This window comes from Ectobacillus antri, assembly GCF_003852715.1.
Lineage (GTDB): Bacteria > Bacillota > Bacilli > Bacillales > Bacillaceae_G > Ectobacillus > Ectobacillus antri.
Map to the genome: position 1 here is coordinate 45,625 of NZ_RIAV01000017.1, position 21,351 is coordinate 66,975.

A 21,351-nucleotide genomic window follows, 5' to 3' on the forward strand; every position below is an offset into this window, starting at 1 on the left:
ACAACTATGAATCTTTTTTATTCAATACATTTTTAAAATTTTATACAAGAATTTTGTCGATAGTTCAAATACACTACCAAAAGATGCGATTATACATGCTTTTCTAATATAAGAAATCTCACAATTGACTTTACAGACAACAAATAATAATCTAAAAAACAAAAGGGCAATCGATTGCCTGAACCAACGAGGAGGAATTTATTTTGCTAAAAGAAGCCATTTTTCACAGTCCGAAAAGCAATTACGCATACGCTTACAATGAAAAAACATTGCACATTCGATTGCGCACTAAAAAGCAGGATGTAGCGTCTGTTGATTTAATTCACGGCGATCCGTACAAATGGGACGGTGGTTCCTGGAATTATGAAACAAAACCTATGAAAAAAATCGCTTCTACAGAGTTATTTGATTACTGGTTTACAAGTCTTGAACCAGACTTCCGTCGTTTGCGCTACGGCTTTCATTTAACCGGCGATGAAACCATTGTATATACAGAAAAAGGATTTTATCCAGAAATCATTACACACGACACAGCTGATTACTTCTGTTTCCCATACTTAAATTCAGAAGATGTATTTGCGCCTCCTGCTTGGGTACGCGATACAGTATGGTACCAAATTTTCCCGGAGCGCTTTGCAAACGGTAACAAAGCAAACGATCCTGAAGGTGCTCTTCCATGGGGCAGCGCTGAACCAACACCTACGAACTTTTTCGGCGGCGACTTTGAAGGCGTAATTGAACATATTGATCATTTAGTAGAGCTTGGTATTACAGGCATCTACTTCACACCTATTTTCAAGGCGACAACAAATCATAAATACGATACGATTGACTACATGGAAATCGATCCCCAATTTGGCGATAAAGAAACGTTTAAGCGCCTGGTACAGGTTTGCCATGAAAACGGTATCAAGGTTATGTTGGACGCCGTATTTAACCATAGCGGCTTCTACTTCCCGCAGTTTCAAGACGTACTTGAAAAAGGAGAACAATCCAAGTATAAAGATTGGTTCTACATTTGGGATTATCCGGTACAAACAGAGCCAATGCCAAACTACGACACATTCGCCTTTACACATATGATGCCAAAGTTGAACACGGCCCATCCAGCAGTGCGTGAGTATTTGTTGGAAGTTGGTCGCTATTGGATTCGAGAATTCGATATCGATGGCTGGCGTCTTGACGTTGCCAACGAGGTCGGTCACGACTTCTGGCGCGAGTTCCGCAAGGAAGTAAAAGCCATTAAACCAGACGTATACATTCTTGGAGAGATTTGGCATCAATCAATGGCTTGGCTACAAGGTGACCAATTTGATGCGGTTATGAATTATCCGTATTCACATGCAGCTATTCAATACTTCGCAAAAGAAGAAATTAGCACACGTGACTTTATGTATAAAACGGCTGAAGCGCTGATGATGTATCCAGAAAACGCCACAGAGGTAGCATTCAACCTGCTTGGTAGTCATGACACACCGCGCATTTTAACCGTATGTAAAGACAACAAGGAAAAACTGAAGCAATTATTCACATTCCTACTTTCTTCTCCTGGTACACCTTGTATTTACTACGGTGACGAAATCGGCATGAACGGCGAGCAAGATCCTGGCTGCCGCAAATGTATGGAATGGGATACAACAAAGCAAGATCGCGAGTTGTTCGACTTCATTGCAACTTTAATTCGTTTACGTAAAGAAATCCCAGCTTTCGGTAACCACGGTACATTTCAGTTTATCAGCGATGAAAACGATAAGCATGTTATGTATACAAAAACATTTGAAAATGAAACACTTTTATTCGCTTTTAATAATTCTGCTGAGGTAGTTACAGTTCCGATTCCATTTGATTTAAAAGGAAGAAAAGTAACACATCTATTAACAGGTGATGAGTTTGCTTACGAAGCTGAAAAAGTGGAAGTAACATTACCGGCACACGGATATGTAGCATTAAAGTTATAAGATAAAAAGGCTTTGCGCATGCGCAAAGTCTTTTTACATACCTTCACGACGCACCATTCTTCTGTACGTGAGTGGACTTACACCTTCTTTCTTTCGAAACAATCTCGAAAAATAACCTTCATCCATAAACCCCACATCCTTTGCGATAACCTTAATTTTATCGTTCGTTACGACCAAGCGTTTTTTCGCTTCACTAAGGCGAATTTCATTTAAGTATTGCAGCGGGCTAATACCCATTTGTTTTTGCATGCAACGGGTAATGTAGTCTACATTATATAAAATATGCCGTGCCATATCCGTCATCTTCACATCTTCGTGATAATGCATGCGCAAATAAGCCACAGCTTGCTCACTTACCTTTTCCGCAGCGCTCGGAATACCAAGTGCCTCTTTCTGCAAAAATAATAAGAACTGATACAAGCGTACTGGTTGTTGCAATTTACTTTCTACAGAGTCTCCCCCATTGACTAGGTCCTCCAATAAGCGCTCTGCCATTTCTTTGTTTTGCACACTGCCGCATCGTGGAATTTGTAGTGTGAATTTTGCAGGTTCCGTAAAAGTTTCTTCCCTGTTCAATAAATCGGACCACGATAAATGCTCAGTTTCCTGACAATTAAATAATCCTTCCAGCACAAAATGAAACCAATAAATACTCGTATCCTCTGTGCAATTTCGATAACCACCATGTTCAAAACCCGGAATTAATAAAATATATTCCCCAGCCTTCACTTCGTACTCTATATCTGCTTCACGCATATATAAGGTACCACTTTGCACATAAATACAATCAAATACTGTATACGTACGACGAAAATGCTTTCTTCCCTTTCGAAACACTCCTTTACCCGCTTTAATAAAGACCGGCAATGGCGGAATTGCCATGCTTAATACTTTCATTTGACACCTCATAAAAGTCGTTTTTATCCTATTTATCTCGTTTCATTCTCTTTTTATTATTATATTCGGACTGTAAACTTAGTAAAGTAAAATGTCGCTTTTTACAAAGGAGTTGTCCTATGACTAAGAAAAAACAGCTTTCATTATTTGTCATTACATGGCCTATCTTTATTGAAGTCTTATTATATATGCTTATGGGTAATGCAGATACATTAATGCTGAGCCAATACTCAGATGAATCCGTCGCAGCCGTCGGAGTTGCCAATCAAGTGCTGAACATCGTAATTGTAATGTTCGGTTTTGTCACAGCCGGCACTGCTGTGTTAATTGCACAGCATATCGGCGCTAAAGAAGAGATTACCGCAAAAGAAGTTGCCGTCGTTTCCTTAGCAGCAAATGCTGCCTTTGGATTTCTTATCAGCCTTGTAGTGTTTATATTTACAACACCCATTCTACAGGCAATGGGTCTTAACGCCGACCTCATGCCACGTGCAGAAGCATTTATGCAAATCGTCGGAAGCTTCAGCTTCGTGCAAGCACTGATTATGACAGTCGGTGCCGTCCTTCGTAGCAATGGTTATACACGTGATACGATGTTCGTAACTATCGCTATGAATATTTTAAATGTGATTGGTAATTATTTTGTTATTTTTGGTCCATTCGGCTTCCCTATTCTTGGTGAAGCTGGCGTTGCGTGGTCTACAACAATCAGCCGTATCATCGGGTTAGGGATTGTAACGTATCTGTTATTTCGTCGCGTCGGCAATCTCTTTCGTGCCGTTTCGCTTTTTTCATTGCCTACACAGCACCTGCGTAACCTTTTAAAGATTGGTGTACCTGCGGCAGGCGAACACGTTTCGTACAACACATCACAAATCTTAATTACCTATTTTATTACGATGCTAGGTACACAAGCCTTAACCACCAAGGTATATGCTCAAAACATCACCATGTTTATTTTCTTATTTGGCGTGGCAATTGCACAAGGCTTACAAATTATCGTCGGGCAGCATGTCGGTGCAAGACGTATGGAAGAAGCATACAAAAGTTGTTTGCATGCGCTACGTATCACCCTCATTATCGTGATGGTGACAGCTGCCTTATTCTCTGCTTTCCGTGAACAATTATTTTCACTCTTTACCCAAAACCAGAGCATTATTACAACAGGCAGCACGTTAATTTTACTTACTTTAATCTTAGAACCAGGCCGCGCCTTTAACCTAATCATCATCAGCGCTCTTCGCGCTGCTGGTGACGTAAAGTTTCCTGTTTACATGGGTATTGCATCCATGTGGGGCATTAGCGTTCCAATTGCGTATATTTTGGGCATTCATTTTGAACTCGGCCTTGTTGGTGTCTGGATTGCATTTATTGCCGATGAATGGCTTCGCGGCATTTGTATGCTAATTCGTTGGCGTTCTCGCATCTGGCAAACAAAATCATTCGTAAATACCTCGCAAACTGCCTCCTAACAAACTTATATTTATATAGAGAAAGAGGGCGTCTTTTTTGACGCCCTCTTTCTTATAGTTGAAGTCGTGTAACTCCGCCATACAACCTACAAAAGCAGATTAAACTACCCACTTCGGAATCCTTACATTTATGTTAGGTTTTTTTACATATGGCAACGTTTTCAGCAAAACTAATCTTAAATTACGCGTTTTTTTCAAAATTAATTGATAATTTTATCTTGCAAACTCAAATCCATTTGAATATGATACTAAATATAACATATAGTGTTAGAAAAACTAACACAAGAGGTGCCAGTGACTTTGTATGTGAGTATAAATCTAACAGAAACGGGGGATTTTCAAATGGATGGTATTAATATGGGCGATACGGTGTTTCTCTTTTTAGCTACAGTTATGGTTATGTTAATGACACCGGGATTGGCATTATTTTATGGCGGGATGGTAAAAAGTAAAAATGTTCTTAGCACGACAATGCATAGCTACACAGCCATGGCAATTGTATCTATACAATGGATTTTAATCGGCTACTCCCTTTCTTTTGGACCTGATTGGAACGGATTTATCGGCAATTTAGATTGGGCTTTGTTAAAAGATGTGACATTTACACCGAACGAGGATTACAGTGCAACCTTGCCTCATAATCTGTTTATGATGTTTCAACTGATGTTTGCCATTTTAACACCAGCACTCATTTCCGGTGCATTTGCAGAACGCATGAAGTTTTCCGCATTTGTCGTTTTCATCTTAGCATGGACCACACTCGTCTACGATCCAGTGGCACACTGGGTATGGGGTGTTGGAGGATGGTTAAGAGAACTCGGTGCTCTTGATTTTGCAGGCGGCAACGTCGTTCATATCACATCCGGCGTATCCGGCCTTGTTCTTGCTATCTATTTAGGCAAGCGCAAAGATGCACACTCTTCCGCACCTCATCATTTGCCTTTTACCGTACTCGGTGCAGGATTATTATGGTTTGGGTGGTTTGGCTTTAACGTCGGAAGTGCTTTAACTTTAAATGAAGTGGCTATAACTGCTTTCATCAATACAAACACAGCCGCAGCAATGGCAGCAATCGGTTGGGTTGTCTGCGAATGGATTTTCACTAAGAAGCCTACCGTACTCGGCGCAGTGAGCGGTGCTGTATCCGGTCTTGTCGCAATTACACCGGCATGCGGATTTGTTACACCACTTTCTTCTATTATTATAGGTTTACTAGGCGGTGCCATTTGCTACTTTGCAGTCTTTTATATGAAGAGAAAACTCGGCTATGACGATGCTCTAGATGCATTTGGTTGCCATGGCGTCGGCGGTACGTGGGGCGGCATTGCTACGGGTCTATTTGCAACAACAAGCGTAAATGAAGCTGGGGCAAACGGTTTGTTTTACGGAAATGCTGCCCTTCTTGGAAAGCAAGCAATTGCAATCGGTGCTACCTATGTCTTCGCTGCTGTTGCTACCTTCTTAATTATCAAAGGAATCAGCCTCTTTATGTCCGTTCGCGCAAACGAAGAAGAAGAAGCACTCGGTCTAGATATCGCCTTACACGGTGAAAAAGCATATCACGAAAGCTTATAAAAGAGGGTGACGAGATGAACGAAAAGTTGACAAAAATTGAGATTATTACACGCCCAACGAAGTTTGAGGAATTTAAGCAAGAGCTTGCTAAAATTGGAGTAAGTGGCATTACTGTTTCCAATGTACTTGGTTGCGGTCTACAGAAGGGCTTTACCGAGGTGTATCGTGGTGTAACACGTCAAATCAGCATGCATGAGCGCATTAAAATTGAAATCGTTGTATGCAAGGTTCCAGTACAGGACGTTGTGGATACCGCCAAGCGCGTCCTAAAAACCGGGAAGCCCGGCGATGGAAAAATCTTTATCTATGAGATTGCAAACGCAATAAAAATTCGCACTGGGGAAGAAGGCTGTCAAGCTCTTCAAAATGATGAAGCTTGATAAATAAAGAAGTAAAATAAAGAGAGTTAATTTCATCAAAGCGAGTCCTCTATTCATAAGGGCTCGCTTTTTAGCGTATATATCGAATAAGCTTGTTTATTTTATTGTTCTTTCATATAAAAAACCTATACAAAATTTGAAAAAAACCTATAAATGCATTTATAATAAAATGGGTGATTTAAATATGTGGGAAAATACATTATTTCGTTTTTTCTTAGTATGGTATGCTTGCGGCGTTATTCTACTAAGCTTTAATATATTACCACCTTGGCTTGAGTGGGCAAATACCGTCTTTTTAATAACTGCCGGCACGCTTGGTGTCATTTATTTTTGTAAATGCTACGGAAATAAACACGGATTGTTTATTTCCATGGTTGTATTTGTTGTTTCCATGACCAGTGAATACCTTGGAACGACATACGGCTGGATTTTTGGTAAATATATTTATAATGCAGATTTTGGCATTAAACTGTTTGATGTCCCAATTACAATCGGCTTTGCTTGGCTACTCGTAATGAGTTCATCACATGCATTTTTACAAACCTTTCAACTTCCGACTGTACTTTCGGTTATATATGGTGGACTCATTGCTGTTGTGATGGATCTTATTATTGATCCTGTTGCGTACGTTGTGAAATCGTACTGGGTTTGGCAAGAAAGCGGTCCTTATTACGACATTCCAACTCAAAACTTTTTCGGATGGTTTTTTGTTGCAGCTGCTTTGCATATCTTTCTTTTATTCTATCAAAAACCTAAGCAAAACCATACATGGGCAAAACGCATTATACTTGTATATGTATTGATTATTTCTATGTTCTTATTACTCGCTTTATTAGCGAAGCTATACCTCGCTGTTTTTGTTACACTTATTGGCAGCGCCCTAATTTTGTTCCATTACTATAAGAAACGGAGCGTGAGCGTATGATTCCCGCGGCGAAGCAGCCATGGTTTCAGTCTATCTTTCAGAGTATTACTCGCCGTTTACTAACAAAACACTTTCATTCTATCTCTATTTCAAAACATTCCTTAAAAAGCCCTCCTTCCCACGCCTTGTTTATTCTCAATCATAGTTCGTGGTGGGATGGACTTGTATCTTTTTATTTGGACCGACTACTGTTCGGAAAAAGCGGATACTTTATGATGCATGAAAGTGGCATGAAGCGCTATCCGTATTTTCGCTACTTAGGAGCATTTTCTATTAATCGGGATAATCCAAAAGACATTCTCCGATCTCTTCAATACGGAGCCTCTTGTCTTTCAGAAGGTGACAATGTCTGGATGTTTCCGCAAGGCGATGAGCGGCACTTAGAAACACGTCCACTTGGATTTATGTCAGGCTTCCTGTATATTGCAGAAAAGCAACCCCATGCACCTATTGTACCAATTTGTTATTATTATTCGTTTGGACATCACCAAAAGCCAGAATTATATATTTCGTTAGGCGAGCCTCTCATCTATTCAAATATAATTGGTACAACTCGGGCAGAGAAAGCAGTGGAAATAGAACAAATATGTACAAAGCAGTTAGACGAACTAAAAAAACTCGTTGTCTCAGAAGCGTATGATTCGTTTATACCGCTTGAAAAGTGGAGGTGGCCGGAATGAGCTTAACCTCCTTTTTTACCCTTACAAGTTTACTTTTTTTAGTATGGACTCTTATAAACGCTAGGTTTTTACCTCGTTTACGAAATGGGTCATTGAATAGAACACCACTTGTGTCTATCTTGGTTCCGATGCGAAACGAAGAACAAAATGTGAGAGATTTGTTATTATCCATCCAATCTCTCTCCTATCCAAACTTTGAATGTATCATTATTAATGACAAATCTACAGACCAAACATGGGAGCTGCTGCAGCAATATACGCAAGGTGATAGTCGCTTCCGTATTCTGCAAGGACGCACACTCCCTGAACGTTGGGTAGGAAAGGTTCATGCCTGCCATCAATTAAGCGAAGTGGCCCAAGGAGATTACTTTCTGTTTCTAGATGCTGATGCTAGGCTCACACCAGATACATTAGAAGCATCGTTATCTTTAATGGATCAGCATAAAGCAAAACTACTTACAGGGTTCCCTGCTTTTCCAGTAGAAACATTGCTTAGTAAGCTGCTTGTTCCATTGCAGCATTTTATTATTTACTTTCATTTGCCAATTGTTTTTGCCAATTATACCTTACGAGCAGACACAACAGCTGCTCACGGTGCATTTATGCTATTTGAGAGAGATGCCTATCTGCACATCGGCGGTCATCGCTCGGTTCAATCTTCTCTCGTGGAGGATGTGCATATTGCTAGGAAAATGAAAGAAGCTGGCTTTCGAGTCATACTAGCAAATATTACATCATACGTTTCCTGTTTTATGTATGATTCAAACCAAGCTACGTGGGCAGGATTTACAAAAAATATTTTTGTTGGACTGGGAAGATCTGTTCCCCTTGTTCTGTTTCTATCTTTGTTTTATACGATATTTTACATCTTCCCTTTCATTTTATTAGTAAAAGGCATCTATATGCCCTCTCTCTTTTTATTATTACAACGACTATATATTGATAAAAACACACAGCAAAAAGCATATGTAAGTCTTCTGCAACCGTTCGCTTTACTTACATTAATTATATTGATGTTTTATTCAATGAGTCTTTCACTTCGAAAGAAACGCTATGAGTGGAAAGGACGAACTTATTTATGAAACGTGCAGTCATTATCGGCGGCGGACTGGGAGGATTGTCTGCCGCAATTACCCTAGGAAACAACGGTTATGATGTGACCGTACTCGAAAAAAATAACCACTTCGGTGGCAAGCTTATGCCGGTTCAGCTTGGGAGTCATTATTTTGATTTTGGTCCGAATACAATTACAATGCCCCATATTTTTCAGGAGGTCATCGAACAAACTGGCGAAAAAGCTACGGATTACTTTCAATATATAAAATTAGATACACACACGCGAAACTTTTTCTCAGACGGTACTATCTTTGACTTATCTGGAAATAAAGGCATCATGGTTAATCAATTTTCCAAACTTGATCCAAATGCTCGCTATGAAGCATTTTTAACCGAAATAGAGCGATTGTATGAGCTTTCTGCTGTGCACTTTTTGCCGCGGACATTCACATCGTGGCGCGATTATTTATCACCATCTTTAACAAAGGCCTTACTGCAGGTTCGTCCTCTGCAATCATTAGATCACTTTTTCCGCATGTATTTTCATCATCCAAATATCTTGCAGGCTTTTAATCGCTACGCCACCTATATTGGATCGTCGCCGTATGCGGCACCTGCTACGTTTGCGATGATTGCACACCTAGAGCTTACACAAGGCGTGTATTATGTAAAAGGTGGCAATACCAAAATTGCAGAAGCCTTCGTTAAAGTAGCACAAAAACTAGGCATTAAGCTACACACCGCGACAGAAGTAACATCGATTCTTACCGAAAATAAACAAGTAAAAGGCGTTGTTGCAAACGGCGAACATATAGATGCCGATGTTGTTATTATGAATGCCGACTTATTACAGGCATATCCGTCACTTGTCGCGGAGCAGGAGCGCCCAAGCTTTTCTAATAAAAAAGTCGCTACGTATGAGCCCTCTATTTCTGCATTTGTTATTTTAGCAGGGCTGAATACGCGACATAAAAATTTATTACATCACAATGTGTTTTTCTCTTCCGACTATAAACAAGAGTTTGCGCAATTGTTTATGAATAAACAATATGCCTCTGATCCGACAATTTATATTTGTAACTCTTCGCATACAGATCCTGATGTTTCACCTGAAGGTGATAACTTCTTTATCTTAGTTAACGCACCGTCTACAGAAAATAAAGAAAACCATCCACCTGCTAAGGAGTACAAAGAACATATTTACAATATACTAGAACAAAAAGGGCTATCAATACGTTCTCATCTTATAAACGAACGTATTATTACGCCTACTGATATTGAAGAAACCTTCAGTGCGTATAAAGGAGCTTTATATGGTATCTCTGCCAACAAAAGACAAAATGCCTTTTTACGTCCTTTCAATCAATCAAAAGACATTCATAACCTTTATTTCGTCGGTGGTACAACCCATCCTGGAGGCGGTTCTCCTATGGTTACCATCAGCGGCATGAATGTGGCACGCGAGATTGTAAAACAACAAAAAACCCTGTAATACAGGGTTTTTTGTTCTTATCTTTCGTGTATATAAGTTTCCGTTATATAAACCCTAGAGTGTTAGGACACGCTGCTAGTGTAAATGGTCTCACTCGACAGGGGCGTTTCTTAGGTATTAATAGTTGCTACGCTCCCCGTTCAATTAAATAACTTCCTTCACTTTACTTTTTAACAAATGCATAATCTCCTGCTTATGTTCATCAGATACATAATGCTTTGCATCAAACACACGATAATTTTGTTTTCTGATTTCAAATAAGATCGCACGGTATAAACGGGCAGCGCCTTCTACCGGCAAGCGTGAGGCTAATGGATACAGATGCATGGTACTAAACGCTGTTTCATACAACAATTCTGCGCGCTTTGCCAGGTCTTCCCACATGGCAATGAACGCTTCATTTACTATACCTCTAGATAAATCCTCTTTTGTATACTGATATGTGTGCATTACCTCAGCCGGTAGGTAAATACGACCGCGCTCGAAATCTTCCGCAATATCTCGTAAAATATTTGTGATTTGCATCGCTAATCCAAGCGCAATGCCACCTTCTTTTAATTCATTAGCATTCTTCGGTGCCAAAATTGGAAGAAGCATTAACCCAACCGTGCTAGCGACATGGTAGCTATAATGTAGCAATTCATCATATGTTTTATATTCCATCTGAATAAGGTCCATGCGCTGCCCTTCAATCATCTCCCAAAATGGTTTTACTTCCATACGAAAGCGTTCAAACACATCCTCAAGTGCCACCCAAAGAAAATCTGTACGGTCAATATGTCCTTGTAGAAAACGCCTAAACGTTTCTTCAAATTTTGTTAGCTCTACCAGTACATTGCTTCCTTCATCTACGATATCATCCACACGGCGGCAAAATGTATATACGGCCCATACCGCATTACGTTTTTCGCGCGGCAGGAACGAAAATGCTTTATAAAACGTTTGGGAATTTTTCATAATAACCTGCTGGCATTCATTATACGCCTTTTCTAATGAAATCAATTTGCTCCACTCCTTTGTTTAATATCGCATCTGCTGCTAATTTTGCTCCCTGCATCACAATTGGAATTCCACCACCAGGGTGAATGGAGGCACCGACGGCATATAAGTTTGCAATGTCCAGCGGCTTTACTTGCGGACGAAACGCGCCAGATTGAAATAAAATCGGTGCAATTCCAAAACTTCCTCCTGCAAACAACCCTTCTCGCTCTGCATCATTTGGTGTTTTCACATGCATCCATTCTATATGTTTACGCAAGCTCGGAAATCCGTTCTCTTCCATTCTAGTAATAATGTCTTCTACAAAAACTTCTTCCTTACTCCAATCAATATCACCGGAAGGAACAGGTACCAAGGTATATAAAACGCTTTTTCCCGCCGGCGCTAATGAGTCATCAATAGCTGAAGGGTAAAATGTGTAAAATGATGGGTCCTCAGGTACTTCTTTGGTTTGGAAGACCTGCTTCATATGCAAATCCATATCATCACTTAAGAAAAATTGATGAATTTGACTGTCATATTTCTTATTTAAACCAAAATATAGCAACACACAGCCTGAAGATGGTGTATAATTCTTCATCTGCGCTTCTTTACCAAGAAGCGGAAGCATCGTCGGATAATCACCATTTACTAAAACTGCATCAAAGGGATAATAGCTTGCGTTGACCTCAATTCCAGTTGCTGTATTCTGTTCTACACGAATACCTGTGACTTCCACCCCGTAATGAATATTCACATCACGTTTCTTTAGCTCTTCTTTTAGTGTCTGTACAAGGCTGGCATAGCCTCCTTTTACATACCAAATACCATACTCATGTTCACTGAATGATACAAGACTATAAATCGCTGGCGTAGCAGCGGGATTTCCACCAATATAAAGCGTTTGTAAGGAATAGGCTTCTTGAAGTTTTTCATTCTGGAAGTAGCTTTCCATCATCTTTTTTGTATTTTGATACGCTTTTAGTTTCACTAACGTTTTCATATTTTCATAAGTAAAAAAGCTACGCTTTTGTACAAATGATCGCTCTAAAAATGCGGGCTTTCCGATAATAAAACGCATTCTCATATCGTTTAGAAACCGCAAAAATCCATCTTTATCCTCTGGAAACACACGCTCTAGCTCCTGTAATTGCTTTTCTATATCCCGGTACTTTGTATACGTCGTACCATCACGATAAAAAAGCGTGTACAGTGGATCACATGGAATGAGTTCGTATTGAGACGAAGAAATACCCGCTTCCTCTAAAATCTCTCGAATCATATTTGGAAGCAACACAATTGTGGGACCTTCATCAATTCGATAACCATCTCGTTCGACAAATGAGAGTCGACCACCTAACTTGTGACTTTTTTCAAAAATCTCAACGGATTTTCCTTGCTTTGTGAGAATAAGCGCAGCTGTTAATGCGCCTATACCTCCTCCTACAATACCAATGCGCTTCATACAGAAACCACCTTTCCTGTCGTTTCCTCAATAAGGCGCGATGTAATCTTAGCCGATTCCAAAATGGTTGGTAAACCACTGCCTGGATGCGTACCACCGCCTACAAGCCAGCAGTTATCGAGCTCTTCAAAGCGGTTGTGTGGGCGTAAATACATCATTTGTGTAAGTTGGTGTCCCAAGTTGAAAGTCGCCCCCTCATATACAAACAAGTCTTGCTCCCATTGCTGTGGTGTAAGAATGCGTTCTACCTCAATATGTTCTTCAATATCAGTAAATCCCGTTTTTTCTGCCAAGGTTTTCAAAATAACGTTTCGAAACGCTCGCTTGTTCTCCTCCCAATTAATGCCGCTCATATTATTAGGCACCGGCGCTAAAATGTACAGAGCCGATTTTCCTTCTGGGGCAAGGGTCGGATCCGTTATGCATGCGTTTTGCACATAAATGGAAGGGTCTTTAGAAAGCAATTGTGTTTTTGTAATCTCTTCTACATTTTTTTTGTAGTCACTTGCAAATATAATCGTATGATGTGGCAGGTCATAGCGCTTTTTAACCCCTACATACATCATAAATGTAGAACAAGAATACTTCTTTTTCTCTAGCTTTTCCTTACTATATTTTTTCAGCACACCAGGCTTTACGAGCTTTGTCATTGCATGCGCAAAATCTGCATTTATAATTACTTCATCAGCAAAAACTGTTTCCCCTGTTTCAAGCAGGACACCTGTTACTTTTTTTCCTTCCAAAAGCAACTCCTTGACACCCTTACCAAGATGAATGCGCCCTCCATATTCCTCCGTAATTTTCGCCATTGCTTTTGGCAACTGATTGAGTCCGCCAATCGGATGAACAATACCATGCGCATGTTCCATATAAGATAGAATGGAGAAAGCACCCGGACATTCCCACGGAGACATTCCTAAGTACTTAGATTGAAACGTAAACGCGAGTTTCAAGCGTTCATCTGTAAAGTAAGAGGAAAGTACATCATACAAGCTTTTGGACAAAGATAAATGTGGCAGTGCCTTTAACACACGTAAACTTAAGTAATCTCGCATTCTATCCATTGGATTTTGCAGAATCGGTGTCATTTTATCGAGCTTCATTTTATTTTCTCTCATAAACTGTTCATAGCCGCGCTCATTGCCTGGAAACTCCTTTGCAATGCGAGCCCGCATTACATTCTCATCACGGGTCATTATCAACTTTTTATCATCAAATATTAGTTCGTACATATCCTTTAATTCTTTTAAATCCAAATAATCGTCTACATTTCTACGAACGAGTGCAAATAGCTCTTCTACAAGTTGTGGCATACTTAAAAAAGTTGGTCCAATATCAAATGTATAGTCGCCCAATTGAAAAGAACCATTACGTCCTCCTATATATGGCTGCTTTTCGAACACTTCTACATCGTACCCTTTTGCGGCAAGTAGCATAGAAGCTGCCAATCCTCCGGGCCCTGCTCCAATTACAGCAATTTTTTTCACGTTATATTCCTCCGTTATATTGAAGTCTCTATATTTAAATTTGTGCAGCTTTTAGTTGTTTCTTTTTATCCTAAACCGTTCACACGACTTACATTTCTATCAAATCACACTTTGTCTTTACATGTACATAATTTATACAAACATTATATATTACGTATAATGACAACTCAAATAAAACATACCCTGTCCCTCTTACCAAAATATGTCCTAGCTATGTTAGGCATACCATATATTCCTATACACAGAAAAAGACAGCCTTATGGGCTGTCTACTCTTTAATAGATATATTGTAATACTCAAACCATACATGCATCTGCGCTAAGTGAGCAAGCAACTGCGGACCTGTCATAAGCTGCCCAAACCAAGGCACTGTAAATGCATTTCCGCCTGTTGCAATTAAATTATCCAGTTGTTCACGCTTGAAGAACTCATGCAAAACAGAGGATTTATCAGCAAGAAGCTCTGTCAACCACGCTGTAACTGCTTTTGTATAATGAGGATTATGTGTTTTTGGGTACGGACTTTTCTTACGATATAGAACATCCTCTGGTAACACACCTTCAAGTGCTTTCCGAAGTAAACCTTTTTCACGATTATTGTACATTTTCATGTCCCATGGAATATTCCAAGCATACTCAACCAGGCGATGGTCAGCAAATGGAACACGAACCTCAAGGCTTGCCCCCATGCTCATACGATCCTTTCGATCAAGCAGCGTTGTCATAAACCAAACCATGTTCAAATAAAATAATTGACGTCGCTTTGCTTCTAGTGGTGTTTCTCCTTCCAAAGCAGGTGTTTCCTCAACCGTCTCTTCATAGCGACGCTGCACGTACTCACGCAAACGTAATTTTTGCTTCCACTCGTCTCTAAGCAAGTTCTCACGCGCTTGTGTGGAACGCATCCATGGAAAACTGCCGGACTGTAAGTCTTCTTCTCTATGAAACCATGGATAGCCTCCAAAAATCTCGTCCGCACATTCTCCCGATAAACTTACAACAAAATCCTTTTTAATTTCACGGCAAAACCATAGTAATGAAGAATCCACATCAGCCATGCCTGGGAGATCACGTACAATCACGGCTTCTGTTAAATGCTTCGCTAAATCTTCATTTGTAATCACACAACGATGATGATTGGTTGCAAATGTTTTACTCATCAGCTCAATCCAAGGGCCGTCTGAGTTCGGTTGAAACGTGTTGGATTTAAAATACTTTTCATTGTCTTCGTAATCAATAGAATACGTATGAAGAGAGTTCTTTCCCTCTTGCTCATATGCGCGAGCGGCAAAGGCTGTAATGGCACTGGAGTCAACACCGCCGGATAAAAACGTACATAATGGAACATCAGAAACAAGCTGACGTGTAATCGCATCTTCTAGCAAAAAACGAACCTTCGCCACTGTGTCATCGAAGCTGTCTACGTGAGTAGTACTTTGAACATTCCAATATCTCCATACTTTCAAACCGTCTTTAGAAAATATGAGTGCATGCCCGGGGCGCAATTCCTTTATACCATGAAATATCCCATGCCCAGGGGAACGTGATGGTCCCAATCCCAGTACCTCCGATAACCCCTCATACGTTACCTCTGCTTTTACATCCGGATGTGCCAAAATAGCTTTGAGCTCCGATCCGAATAAAAGTCTTTTAGGATCTTCCTTATAAAATAAAGGCTTTACACCTAAACGGTCACGCCCAATAAAAAGTTTTTCCTTTTTTGCATCCCATACAGCAAATGCAAAAATCCCATTTAAATGCACTAAGCAGTTTTCTTCCCATTCCATATACGCAGTTAACAAGACTTCAGTATCAGAATGCCCTTTAAACGTATAACCTCTTTTTAAAAGCTCTTCTCGTAAGTCTTCTGTATTATATAGCTCGCCATTATAACAAATGGTGTACTCCTGTTCTTTTTGTCGTGTCATTGGCTGTTTCCCGCCTTCTAAATCTACAACAGCAAGACGTTTATGGCCAAATGCCGCATGTTGCGTTGTCCATACATTTGTGTCATCCGGCCCGCGCTTTGAAAGCGTATGAGTCATTCCCGCAACAGCTTCCTTCTCGGATAATAACGAACGGCCGTAATCAATCCACCCTGTAATGCCGCACATATCCATCATCCTTTCCTTTAAACTTGCAATATGGTCTCATTGTATGCCTAAAACTCTGTTTAGGTGCCTGGTTTAAAGGCTTTAGCAATTGTCTATAACAGGGAGGAAAGCTGTAGAAAGGAGTACAAATATGAAAAATCGCTATCATATTATGTATAATCAACCGCGTGCACACAAAGTCGGTAATGTAGAATATATCAATGAAGAATGGGTATTTTTTGATGAAGAAACAGATGAGGCTTTTGCGCTCGCCGAAGTCGTACATGACGATTTTGAAATCTTATATCATAATCACTGGTTACCTGCTCGCTTTTATGAAGAGCATCTTGTAAAGATTGAAAATCAAATTCATCCCTTACAAGATGGCGAAATGATTCGTGTTCGTAAAAAGTTGCAATACGTCTATAATGAATGGTTACAAGAATTGCGAGACAATGCTTTAGAAATGTTTGCAGAAGCGCTTGCTAAATGGGAGTACTCTCTATATGACAGCATTTACTGTCACAACTCTTTATTTTTCCAAGTGGGTCCAGGTCCGCGCGAAGGTGTCAACTTTATCATATATGACAACAGTGAAATGGTATGCGCTTTACAGCACCAGTACATACGAAGCGGAACAGAACAAAAGGATATATTTTTGTTAACTAAAGCCAATGGTATGACTCTTACTATGACAATATAAAAAACGCCTCAAGAATGAGGCGTTTTTCCCTTAAGAGAAAGGTAAAACCGGCAATTTAAAACCTAGATATAATACGATTGCCAATGTAATTACAAACAAAATCCAAGTACCGGCTGTACTTTTTTGTTTTTTGGTACGGACAAGAACCATCTCCATGCTACCGATTACAAGAATACCAAGCAGCATTTTAATGCCGTACCACATTGCATATGCACCCTTCAAGTCGAAGCCAGTGTATAGAATTAACCCCGTTGCTACAATAAGTACATACAACAAACGAGAAAGCATGTGCCATATTCTTGCCTTCCCGTTTCCACTGCGATACATTGCATACGTAACTAGAAATAAAATAATTCCAAGTGCCCATGCCGTAATATGCATATGAGTCATGTTTATTCCCCCTCTATTTTTTACATCGTTCCTATCATATCATGCTAGAGAAAGAGAAAAAACCCTATATACAATTACAGCTAGAAAAAACGACATTCTTTTTTTGGATGGGAAAGAAGAATGAGCGATGTGTGGACGCGGTCAGAGAGCCATCTCAAGTCTACCCGCCTGCGAGGCCTAACCTATTCCATTTTCCTAACAATCTATATGAAAGAGAGTAGCGCTACCGTCAAGGCTTGCAAAGGATGTGTTCCGAATAAGAACATAAACCATTTAACAAATAATTATATACAGTATTATTTTACTGTATTTTGTAGTGTACCAATGCCTTCTACTGTTACTTCTATGATATCTCCCGCTTTCAAGAAACGAGGTGGGTGAAATCCTTTTCCCACACCAGCCGGCGTTCCCGTTGCAATAATATCACCTGGCTCAAGTGTCATCCCTTGACTAAGGGTTGCAATAATTTGCGGAATTGAAAATAACATTTCTGCAGTGCTTGCAGATTGTCTGAGCTCACCATTCACTTTTGTTTCTATGTGTAAATCCTGTCCAGCTAAAGCAGATTGATGCACCAGTACAGGTCCCATCGGGCAAAACGTGTCAAAGCTCTTACCTAAAAAAAACTGTTTGTGGCGACTTTGAACATCACGAGCAGTAATATCATTCACAATTGTATAACCAAATACATAGGAAAGCGCATCTGCTGCTGCAATGCTCTTTCCCTTTTTCCCTATGATAATAGCCAGTTCTCCCTCGTAATCTAACTCCTCAGTCAAATGCGAGTAACTATGAACATACTCATACTGCCCCACGACAGTAGTGGGAGCTTTTGTAAAAAATATAACATGCTCTGGTGGCGCCGCTCCCATTTCAGCCGCATGATCACTATAATTTTTCCCTACACAAATTATGTTTTTTCGTGGCCGTGGAATAGGTGCCATTAAATGCACATCTTCTATAGCATAGCAACCTGGCATTTCTTTTTCTTGTGCCCACGCTACGATTTCCTCTGCCTGTTTTAAAAATACGTCCCCTGCTTCAATACATTCAATCATTGTAATAGGTAGCGTGACTTTACCTGTCATGACTTTTTGTACTTCACGTAAATGCAAAACACTATCTCCCATTACTATTCCGACGAATACTTTTTCTTCTTTTTTTGCCGTTACGAATCGCATTGTTTTCACACTCCATGTCACAGCTTCACAAGTACAAATTCGCACTCCTTTATAAAATTCCTCCTTATTTCGTCAAAATTTGCTGAAATCTAAGAAAGCTTGTAACATAACATACTCGTCCTTGCACCACTTATACTAGGAGACTACCACATGCCTTGTTGGTCGCAAATTTTGTAGAAGACTATCTTCTTTTATCGAAACCGTTTATGTTTTGGGAAAAAATTGTATACTATTAATTAAAAGGAAAGTTGGTGTTGAAAGCACTCTGATATGAAGAAAAGGAGTGGAGTTGAGTCAATGTTTGAACAAGTGATTGAAAAGAAGCGTGAACAAATGGAATATTTAGCAGGACGTTACGGACTGACGGCAAAGAAAACTGTTTCCTGTAGTCAGGAATTAGACAAGCTACTAAACATTGTTCTTGTTCTGCAACTCAATAGCAACACCAAAAAAAATATCATTATAGACACACTCAAATGAGTGCGTCTTTTTCTTTTTGCAAAATTTATACACATTTTTGGGCAAACGTCCATACAATAGTTATAAGAATCTTGCAAATGAAAGGTGTTTTTTATTATGCCTGCAATTGTCGGAAGTGTAAATATTGTCAACCTTGGCTCGAGTGGCGTATTTCATATCGGTGACGTATTTGCCATCCGCCCTATCAGCTACTCAAAAACCTTCGCAGGAGCAGGCTCGTTCAATGTCGGTGAGTCCGTTTCTGTTTACAATTATCAAAGTACAACAAACGTATCGGACAATGACAACATTGATCAACCGATAGCCTTCACCAATTAAGGAGGGATGAATTTGAATGTATATGTGCACCAAAGTATTATTATCAACAACTTGCGTGTTGGCAGTGTTACGACTTCTTCTGTTTTTCAAATCGGTAGTGCCGGAACTATCAAATCTCTATCTAAATTTTCCAATACAGGAGAGTTTTTAGAACCGGCGCGCCCTCTGAAGGAGCCAGGACAAATCGTTTCAATTGTTCCTTCAGATGAGCCTACCGGAAATAGCTAGGGTGTATTTCAGGAGGGTTTGCTATGAATCAAGAGTGGTTTCAAGTGGTACAACAGTTGCAATATACTATACAGTCACAACAACAAAAACTAGAAGAATTGGAGAGAGAACTACACGCCATTCAAGCTGAATTGGATAATATCAAAAGAACCCCCCCTACCACTGTAGGGAAAGTCGAATATAAGTTCGATCAATTAAAAGTTGAAAATTTAAACGGGACATTAAATATCGGTCTGAATCCATATGGAGGAGGGGCTATTGAAGATTTTGATGTTGCGACTGAGACCCTCAAAGTAAACCCGGAAACTGAAGTGAATCCGGATTTTTATCAAGATATTATTCAACAAATGAATCGTTATTTAGACCAAGAGGCATATCATCGTATTCTTCAATTTGAAGCAGATGAGCGTGTGCCCTTAGATGATACGTATCGCAATATGATGATTGATGACATCCGCAAGCAAATGGAGCACCGTCTGCCTTATTACTTATCGCAAGTTCAACCTTATCCAGAGATTACATCTAATCCCGAATACATGAAAGATATCATTATTCACAATATGAAGCAAGATATTGACAAAGCCTTCATGGCATTTATTCAGCATATCCCCCCTCATATGAGAAAGGAGTAAAGCATGCTACAATACACCGTTGTGAATCATGAAATAAAAGTAGGGAATATTCATAGTGGAGGCGTTTCTTCGTCTGGTTTATTTGTGGTAGGAGATATCGATTTTCTCATATTGTCATCTATTCTAGATACACCGCCGGAATCATTGGCTCAAGGACCGTTTGTTCCTTCTGTCCTTGATGTTCCGTCCACACCAGCATAACCATGTTTAGACGATTTTCTGTTGTGCAAGATGTAACCGTCCTTACTATGGGTATTAGCAGTGTTATTCAAATTGGCGATACGAATACCATAGAAACCAGGACCCGAGCAATTGCAGTGCAAGACGAAAAAGGAGAATTCATTGTAAAAGATCCTCCCTTTTCATCCTACATTATTTTTCGTGATACAGACATTACGATTCCTTTACGCGTAAAAGAAGCACGTATGCATGTTATCAACGCCTGTCCATTTATTCATGTCGATTCGATTTTTCAAAGAAATATGCTAAATTCATCATGCTTGCATATTGGGTCTTTAGATTATGGATTTGCTAACTCGCGCATCGTGCAGATTCGAAAATATGCGGAAAGCTCACCTTCTGAAAAAGACAGCATATAGTAGAACAAAATACATTTACGGCAGGTGAAACTATGCCATCCTTAGTAGGTAACGTTGTGGTCCAAAACAGCAACGGTTCATTCAATTTAGGCGATTTCTACAACGTTTCTCCCAAAGAGAATACAAAAGCTTTTAACGGTTCAGGTGCCTCAAACGTCGGATTTGTTGTCAACACATTTAACGGCATTAGTGCCACCAACACATTTGACCCTGACGTAGCAGACCAAAACCAAACAGCCACTGCATAAGAAAAGCGGAGACGGTTTGTTCAGGTGCAGAAGCAGAGGTTCTCCGACCAAAAAGGCGCTTTCTGCCTTTATGGGCGGAGGTTCTCGGCTGGCAGCACCTAACCGGCGGAGCTGG

23 protein-coding genes are annotated in these 21,351 nt (G+C 39.9%); 16 read left to right on the top strand and 7 right to left on the bottom strand.

From position 1 onward, the window contains the following. Window positions 1–203 precede the first annotated feature (203 nt). Entirely contained in the window at window positions 204–1,958 is a 1,755-nt protein-coding gene (locus EEJ45_RS13725; RefSeq protein WP_124565379.1) for an alpha-glycosidase, read from the top strand. A gap of 33 nt (window positions 1,959–1,991) precedes the next feature. Here the strand turns inward: EEJ45_RS13725 and EEJ45_RS13730 are convergent, their stop codons facing one another. Further along, the gene (locus EEJ45_RS13730; protein WP_164464291.1) at window positions 1,992–2,855 is read right to left on the bottom strand and encodes an AraC family transcriptional regulator; all 864 of its coding nucleotides are present in this window, start codon (window positions 2,853–2,855) and stop codon (window positions 1,992–1,994) included. Between the two features lie 119 nt (window positions 2,856–2,974). Between EEJ45_RS13730 and EEJ45_RS13735 the strand changes: the two genes are divergently transcribed. From EEJ45_RS13735 to EEJ45_RS13765, 7 genes are all read left to right on the top strand, one after another. After that, entirely contained in the window at window positions 2,975–4,327 is a 1,353-nt protein-coding gene (locus tag EEJ45_RS13735) for an MATE family efflux transporter (RefSeq protein WP_124565381.1), read from the top strand. A gap of 351 nt (window positions 4,328–4,678) precedes the next feature. Next, the gene (locus EEJ45_RS13740) at window positions 4,679–5,902 is read left to right on the top strand and encodes an ammonium transporter (protein WP_124565403.1); all 1,224 of its coding nucleotides are present in this window, start codon (window positions 4,679–4,681) and stop codon (window positions 5,900–5,902) included. A 14-nt stretch (window positions 5,903–5,916) separates the two neighbouring features. Further along, window positions 5,917–6,282 (top strand): P-II family nitrogen regulator, encoded by a 366-nt coding sequence (locus EEJ45_RS13745; RefSeq protein ID WP_124565382.1) that lies wholly within the window; start codon window positions 5,917–5,919, stop codon window positions 6,280–6,282. Between the two features lie 184 nt (window positions 6,283–6,466). Continuing rightward, the gene (locus tag EEJ45_RS13750) at window positions 6,467–7,207 is read left to right on the top strand and encodes a carotenoid biosynthesis protein (RefSeq protein ID WP_124565383.1); all 741 of its coding nucleotides are present in this window, start codon (window positions 6,467–6,469) and stop codon (window positions 7,205–7,207) included. Then, complete coding sequence (locus tag EEJ45_RS13755) at window positions 7,204–7,887, top strand: lysophospholipid acyltransferase family protein (protein WP_124565384.1); 684 nt, start codon at window positions 7,204–7,206, stop codon at window positions 7,885–7,887. The genes EEJ45_RS13750 and EEJ45_RS13755 overlap by 4 nt, the downstream gene beginning before the upstream one ends. Further along, window positions 7,884–8,969: a glycosyltransferase family 2 protein gene (locus EEJ45_RS13760; protein ID WP_124565385.1), complete on the top strand. Its 1,086-nt coding sequence runs from the start codon at window positions 7,884–7,886 to the stop codon at window positions 8,967–8,969. Before EEJ45_RS13755 ends, EEJ45_RS13760 begins: the two co-directional genes overlap by 4 nt. Continuing rightward, window positions 8,966–10,435 (top strand): phytoene desaturase family protein, encoded by a 1,470-nt coding sequence (locus EEJ45_RS13765; protein ID WP_124565386.1) that lies wholly within the window; start codon window positions 8,966–8,968, stop codon window positions 10,433–10,435. The genes EEJ45_RS13760 and EEJ45_RS13765 overlap by 4 nt, the downstream gene beginning before the upstream one ends. Before the next feature lie 144 nt (window positions 10,436–10,579). Here the strand turns inward: EEJ45_RS13765 and EEJ45_RS13770 are convergent, their stop codons facing one another. The 4 genes from EEJ45_RS13770 to asnB form a co-directional block, all read right to left on the bottom strand. After that, entirely contained in the window at window positions 10,580–11,437 is an 858-nt protein-coding gene (locus tag EEJ45_RS13770; RefSeq protein ID WP_187695360.1) for a phytoene/squalene synthase family protein, read from the bottom strand. After that, window positions 11,412–12,878 (bottom strand): phytoene desaturase family protein, encoded by a 1,467-nt coding sequence (locus EEJ45_RS13775; protein ID WP_124565387.1) that lies wholly within the window; start codon window positions 12,876–12,878, stop codon window positions 11,412–11,414. The genes EEJ45_RS13770 and EEJ45_RS13775 overlap by 26 nt, the downstream gene beginning before the upstream one ends. Next, window positions 12,875–14,365, bottom strand: coding sequence for a phytoene desaturase family protein (locus tag EEJ45_RS13780; RefSeq protein ID WP_124565388.1), 1,491 nt, complete (start codon window positions 14,363–14,365; stop codon window positions 12,875–12,877). Before EEJ45_RS13780 ends, EEJ45_RS13775 begins: the two co-directional genes overlap by 4 nt. A 268-nt stretch (window positions 14,366–14,633) precedes the next feature. Further along, window positions 14,634–16,478 carry an asparagine synthase (glutamine-hydrolyzing) gene (gene asnB / locus EEJ45_RS13785; RefSeq protein ID WP_124565389.1) on the bottom strand — a complete coding sequence of 615 codons (1,845 nt, stop codon included), beginning with the start codon at window positions 16,476–16,478 and terminating at the stop codon, window positions 14,634–14,636. Window positions 16,479–16,608: 130 nt separating this feature from the next. Between asnB and EEJ45_RS13790 the strand changes: the two genes are divergently transcribed. Then, window positions 16,609–17,160 carry a DUF2777 family protein gene (locus tag EEJ45_RS13790; RefSeq protein ID WP_124565390.1) on the top strand — a complete coding sequence of 184 codons (552 nt, stop codon included), beginning with the start codon at window positions 16,609–16,611 and terminating at the stop codon, window positions 17,158–17,160. Between the two features lie 30 nt (window positions 17,161–17,190). Here EEJ45_RS13790 and EEJ45_RS13795 read toward each other — a convergent pair whose 3' ends face one another. Then, window positions 17,191–17,550: a YisL family protein gene (locus EEJ45_RS13795; protein ID WP_124565391.1), complete on the bottom strand. Its 360-nt coding sequence runs from the start codon at window positions 17,548–17,550 to the stop codon at window positions 17,191–17,193. Window positions 17,551–17,846: 296 nt separating this feature from the next. Continuing rightward, a complete protein-coding gene (locus EEJ45_RS13800; RefSeq protein WP_124565405.1) occupies window positions 17,847–18,731 on the bottom strand; it encodes a fumarylacetoacetate hydrolase family protein in 885 nt (294 codons plus the stop codon). 297 nt (window positions 18,732–19,028) lie between these two features. Between EEJ45_RS13800 and EEJ45_RS13805 the strand changes: the two genes are divergently transcribed. The 7 genes from EEJ45_RS13805 to EEJ45_RS13835 all read left to right on the top strand — a co-directional run bounded on the left by EEJ45_RS13805 (window position 19,029) and on the right by EEJ45_RS13835 (window position 21,236). Continuing rightward, window positions 19,029–19,211 carry an aspartyl-phosphate phosphatase Spo0E family protein gene (locus EEJ45_RS13805; RefSeq protein WP_124565392.1) on the top strand — a complete coding sequence of 61 codons (183 nt, stop codon included), beginning with the start codon at window positions 19,029–19,031 and terminating at the stop codon, window positions 19,209–19,211. A gap of 96 nt (window positions 19,212–19,307) precedes the next feature. Then, window positions 19,308–19,529 (top strand): spore germination protein, encoded by a 222-nt coding sequence (locus EEJ45_RS13810; protein WP_124565393.1) that lies wholly within the window; start codon window positions 19,308–19,310, stop codon window positions 19,527–19,529. A gap of 12 nt (window positions 19,530–19,541) precedes the next feature. Further along, on the top strand, window positions 19,542–19,757 hold the full coding sequence (locus EEJ45_RS13815) for a spore germination protein GerPB (protein ID WP_124565394.1): 216 nt from the start codon (window positions 19,542–19,544) through the stop codon (window positions 19,755–19,757). A gap of 23 nt (window positions 19,758–19,780) precedes the next feature. Then, a complete protein-coding gene (gene gerPC / locus EEJ45_RS13820; RefSeq protein ID WP_124565395.1) occupies window positions 19,781–20,389 on the top strand; it encodes a spore germination protein GerPC in 609 nt (202 codons plus the stop codon). A gap of 3 nt (window positions 20,390–20,392) precedes the next feature. Further along, window positions 20,393–20,590 (top strand): spore gernimation protein GerPD, encoded by a 198-nt coding sequence (locus EEJ45_RS13825; RefSeq protein ID WP_124565396.1) that lies wholly within the window; start codon window positions 20,393–20,395, stop codon window positions 20,588–20,590. 2 nt (window positions 20,591–20,592) lie between these two features. Next, complete coding sequence (locus EEJ45_RS13830) at window positions 20,593–20,988, top strand: spore germination protein GerPE (RefSeq protein ID WP_124565397.1); 396 nt, start codon at window positions 20,593–20,595, stop codon at window positions 20,986–20,988. Between the two features lie 32 nt (window positions 20,989–21,020). Continuing rightward, window positions 21,021–21,236, top strand: coding sequence for a spore germination protein (locus EEJ45_RS13835; protein ID WP_124565398.1), 216 nt, complete (start codon window positions 21,021–21,023; stop codon window positions 21,234–21,236). Window positions 21,237–21,351: the final 115 nt, after the last annotated feature.

What these genes read in the sequence shown, in the direction of transcription:
- EEJ45_RS13835 (WP_124565398.1), top strand. Translation starts at nt 21,021, where the DNA reads ATGCCATCCTTAGTAGGTAACGTTGTGGTCCAAAACAGCAACGGTTCA.
- EEJ45_RS13765 (WP_124565386.1), top strand. Translation starts at nt 8,966, where the DNA reads ATGAAACGTGCAGTCATTATCGGCGGCGGACTGGGAGGATTGTCTGCC.
- EEJ45_RS13760 (WP_124565385.1), top strand. Translation starts at nt 7,884, where the DNA reads ATGAGCTTAACCTCCTTTTTTACCCTTACAAGTTTACTTTTTTTAGTA.
- EEJ45_RS13745 (WP_124565382.1), top strand. Translation starts at nt 5,917, where the DNA reads ATGAACGAAAAGTTGACAAAAATTGAGATTATTACACGCCCAACGAAG.
- gerPC (WP_124565395.1), top strand. Translation starts at nt 19,781, where the DNA reads ATGAATCAAGAGTGGTTTCAAGTGGTACAACAGTTGCAATATACTATA.
- EEJ45_RS13825 (WP_124565396.1), top strand. Translation starts at nt 20,393, where the DNA reads ATGCTACAATACACCGTTGTGAATCATGAAATAAAAGTAGGGAATATT.
- EEJ45_RS13830 (WP_124565397.1), top strand. Translation starts at nt 20,593, where the DNA reads ATGTTTAGACGATTTTCTGTTGTGCAAGATGTAACCGTCCTTACTATG.
- EEJ45_RS13810 (WP_124565393.1), top strand. Translation starts at nt 19,308, where the DNA reads ATGCCTGCAATTGTCGGAAGTGTAAATATTGTCAACCTTGGCTCGAGT.
- EEJ45_RS13795 (WP_124565391.1), bottom strand. Translation starts at nt 17,550, where the DNA reads ATGACTCATATGCATATTACGGCATGGGCACTTGGAATTATTTTATTT.
- EEJ45_RS13775 (WP_124565387.1), bottom strand. Translation starts at nt 12,878, where the DNA reads ATGAAGCGCATTGGTATTGTAGGAGGAGGTATAGGCGCATTAACAGCT.
- EEJ45_RS13800 (WP_124565405.1), bottom strand. Translation starts at nt 18,731, where the DNA reads ATGCGATTCGTAACGGCAAAAAAAGAAGAAAAAGTATTCGTCGGAATA.
- EEJ45_RS13730 (WP_164464291.1), bottom strand. Translation starts at nt 2,855, where the DNA reads ATGAAAGTATTAAGCATGGCAATTCCGCCATTGCCGGTCTTTATTAAA.
- EEJ45_RS13790 (WP_124565390.1), top strand. Translation starts at nt 16,609, where the DNA reads ATGAAAAATCGCTATCATATTATGTATAATCAACCGCGTGCACACAAA.
- asnB (WP_124565389.1), bottom strand. Translation starts at nt 16,478, where the DNA reads ATGTGCGGCATTACAGGGTGGATTGATTACGGCCGTTCGTTATTATCC.
- EEJ45_RS13735 (WP_124565381.1), top strand. Translation starts at nt 2,975, where the DNA reads ATGACTAAGAAAAAACAGCTTTCATTATTTGTCATTACATGGCCTATC.
- EEJ45_RS13755 (WP_124565384.1), top strand. Translation starts at nt 7,204, where the DNA reads ATGATTCCCGCGGCGAAGCAGCCATGGTTTCAGTCTATCTTTCAGAGT.
- EEJ45_RS13750 (WP_124565383.1), top strand. Translation starts at nt 6,467, where the DNA reads ATGTGGGAAAATACATTATTTCGTTTTTTCTTAGTATGGTATGCTTGC.
- EEJ45_RS13805 (WP_124565392.1), top strand. Translation starts at nt 19,029, where the DNA reads ATGTTTGAACAAGTGATTGAAAAGAAGCGTGAACAAATGGAATATTTA.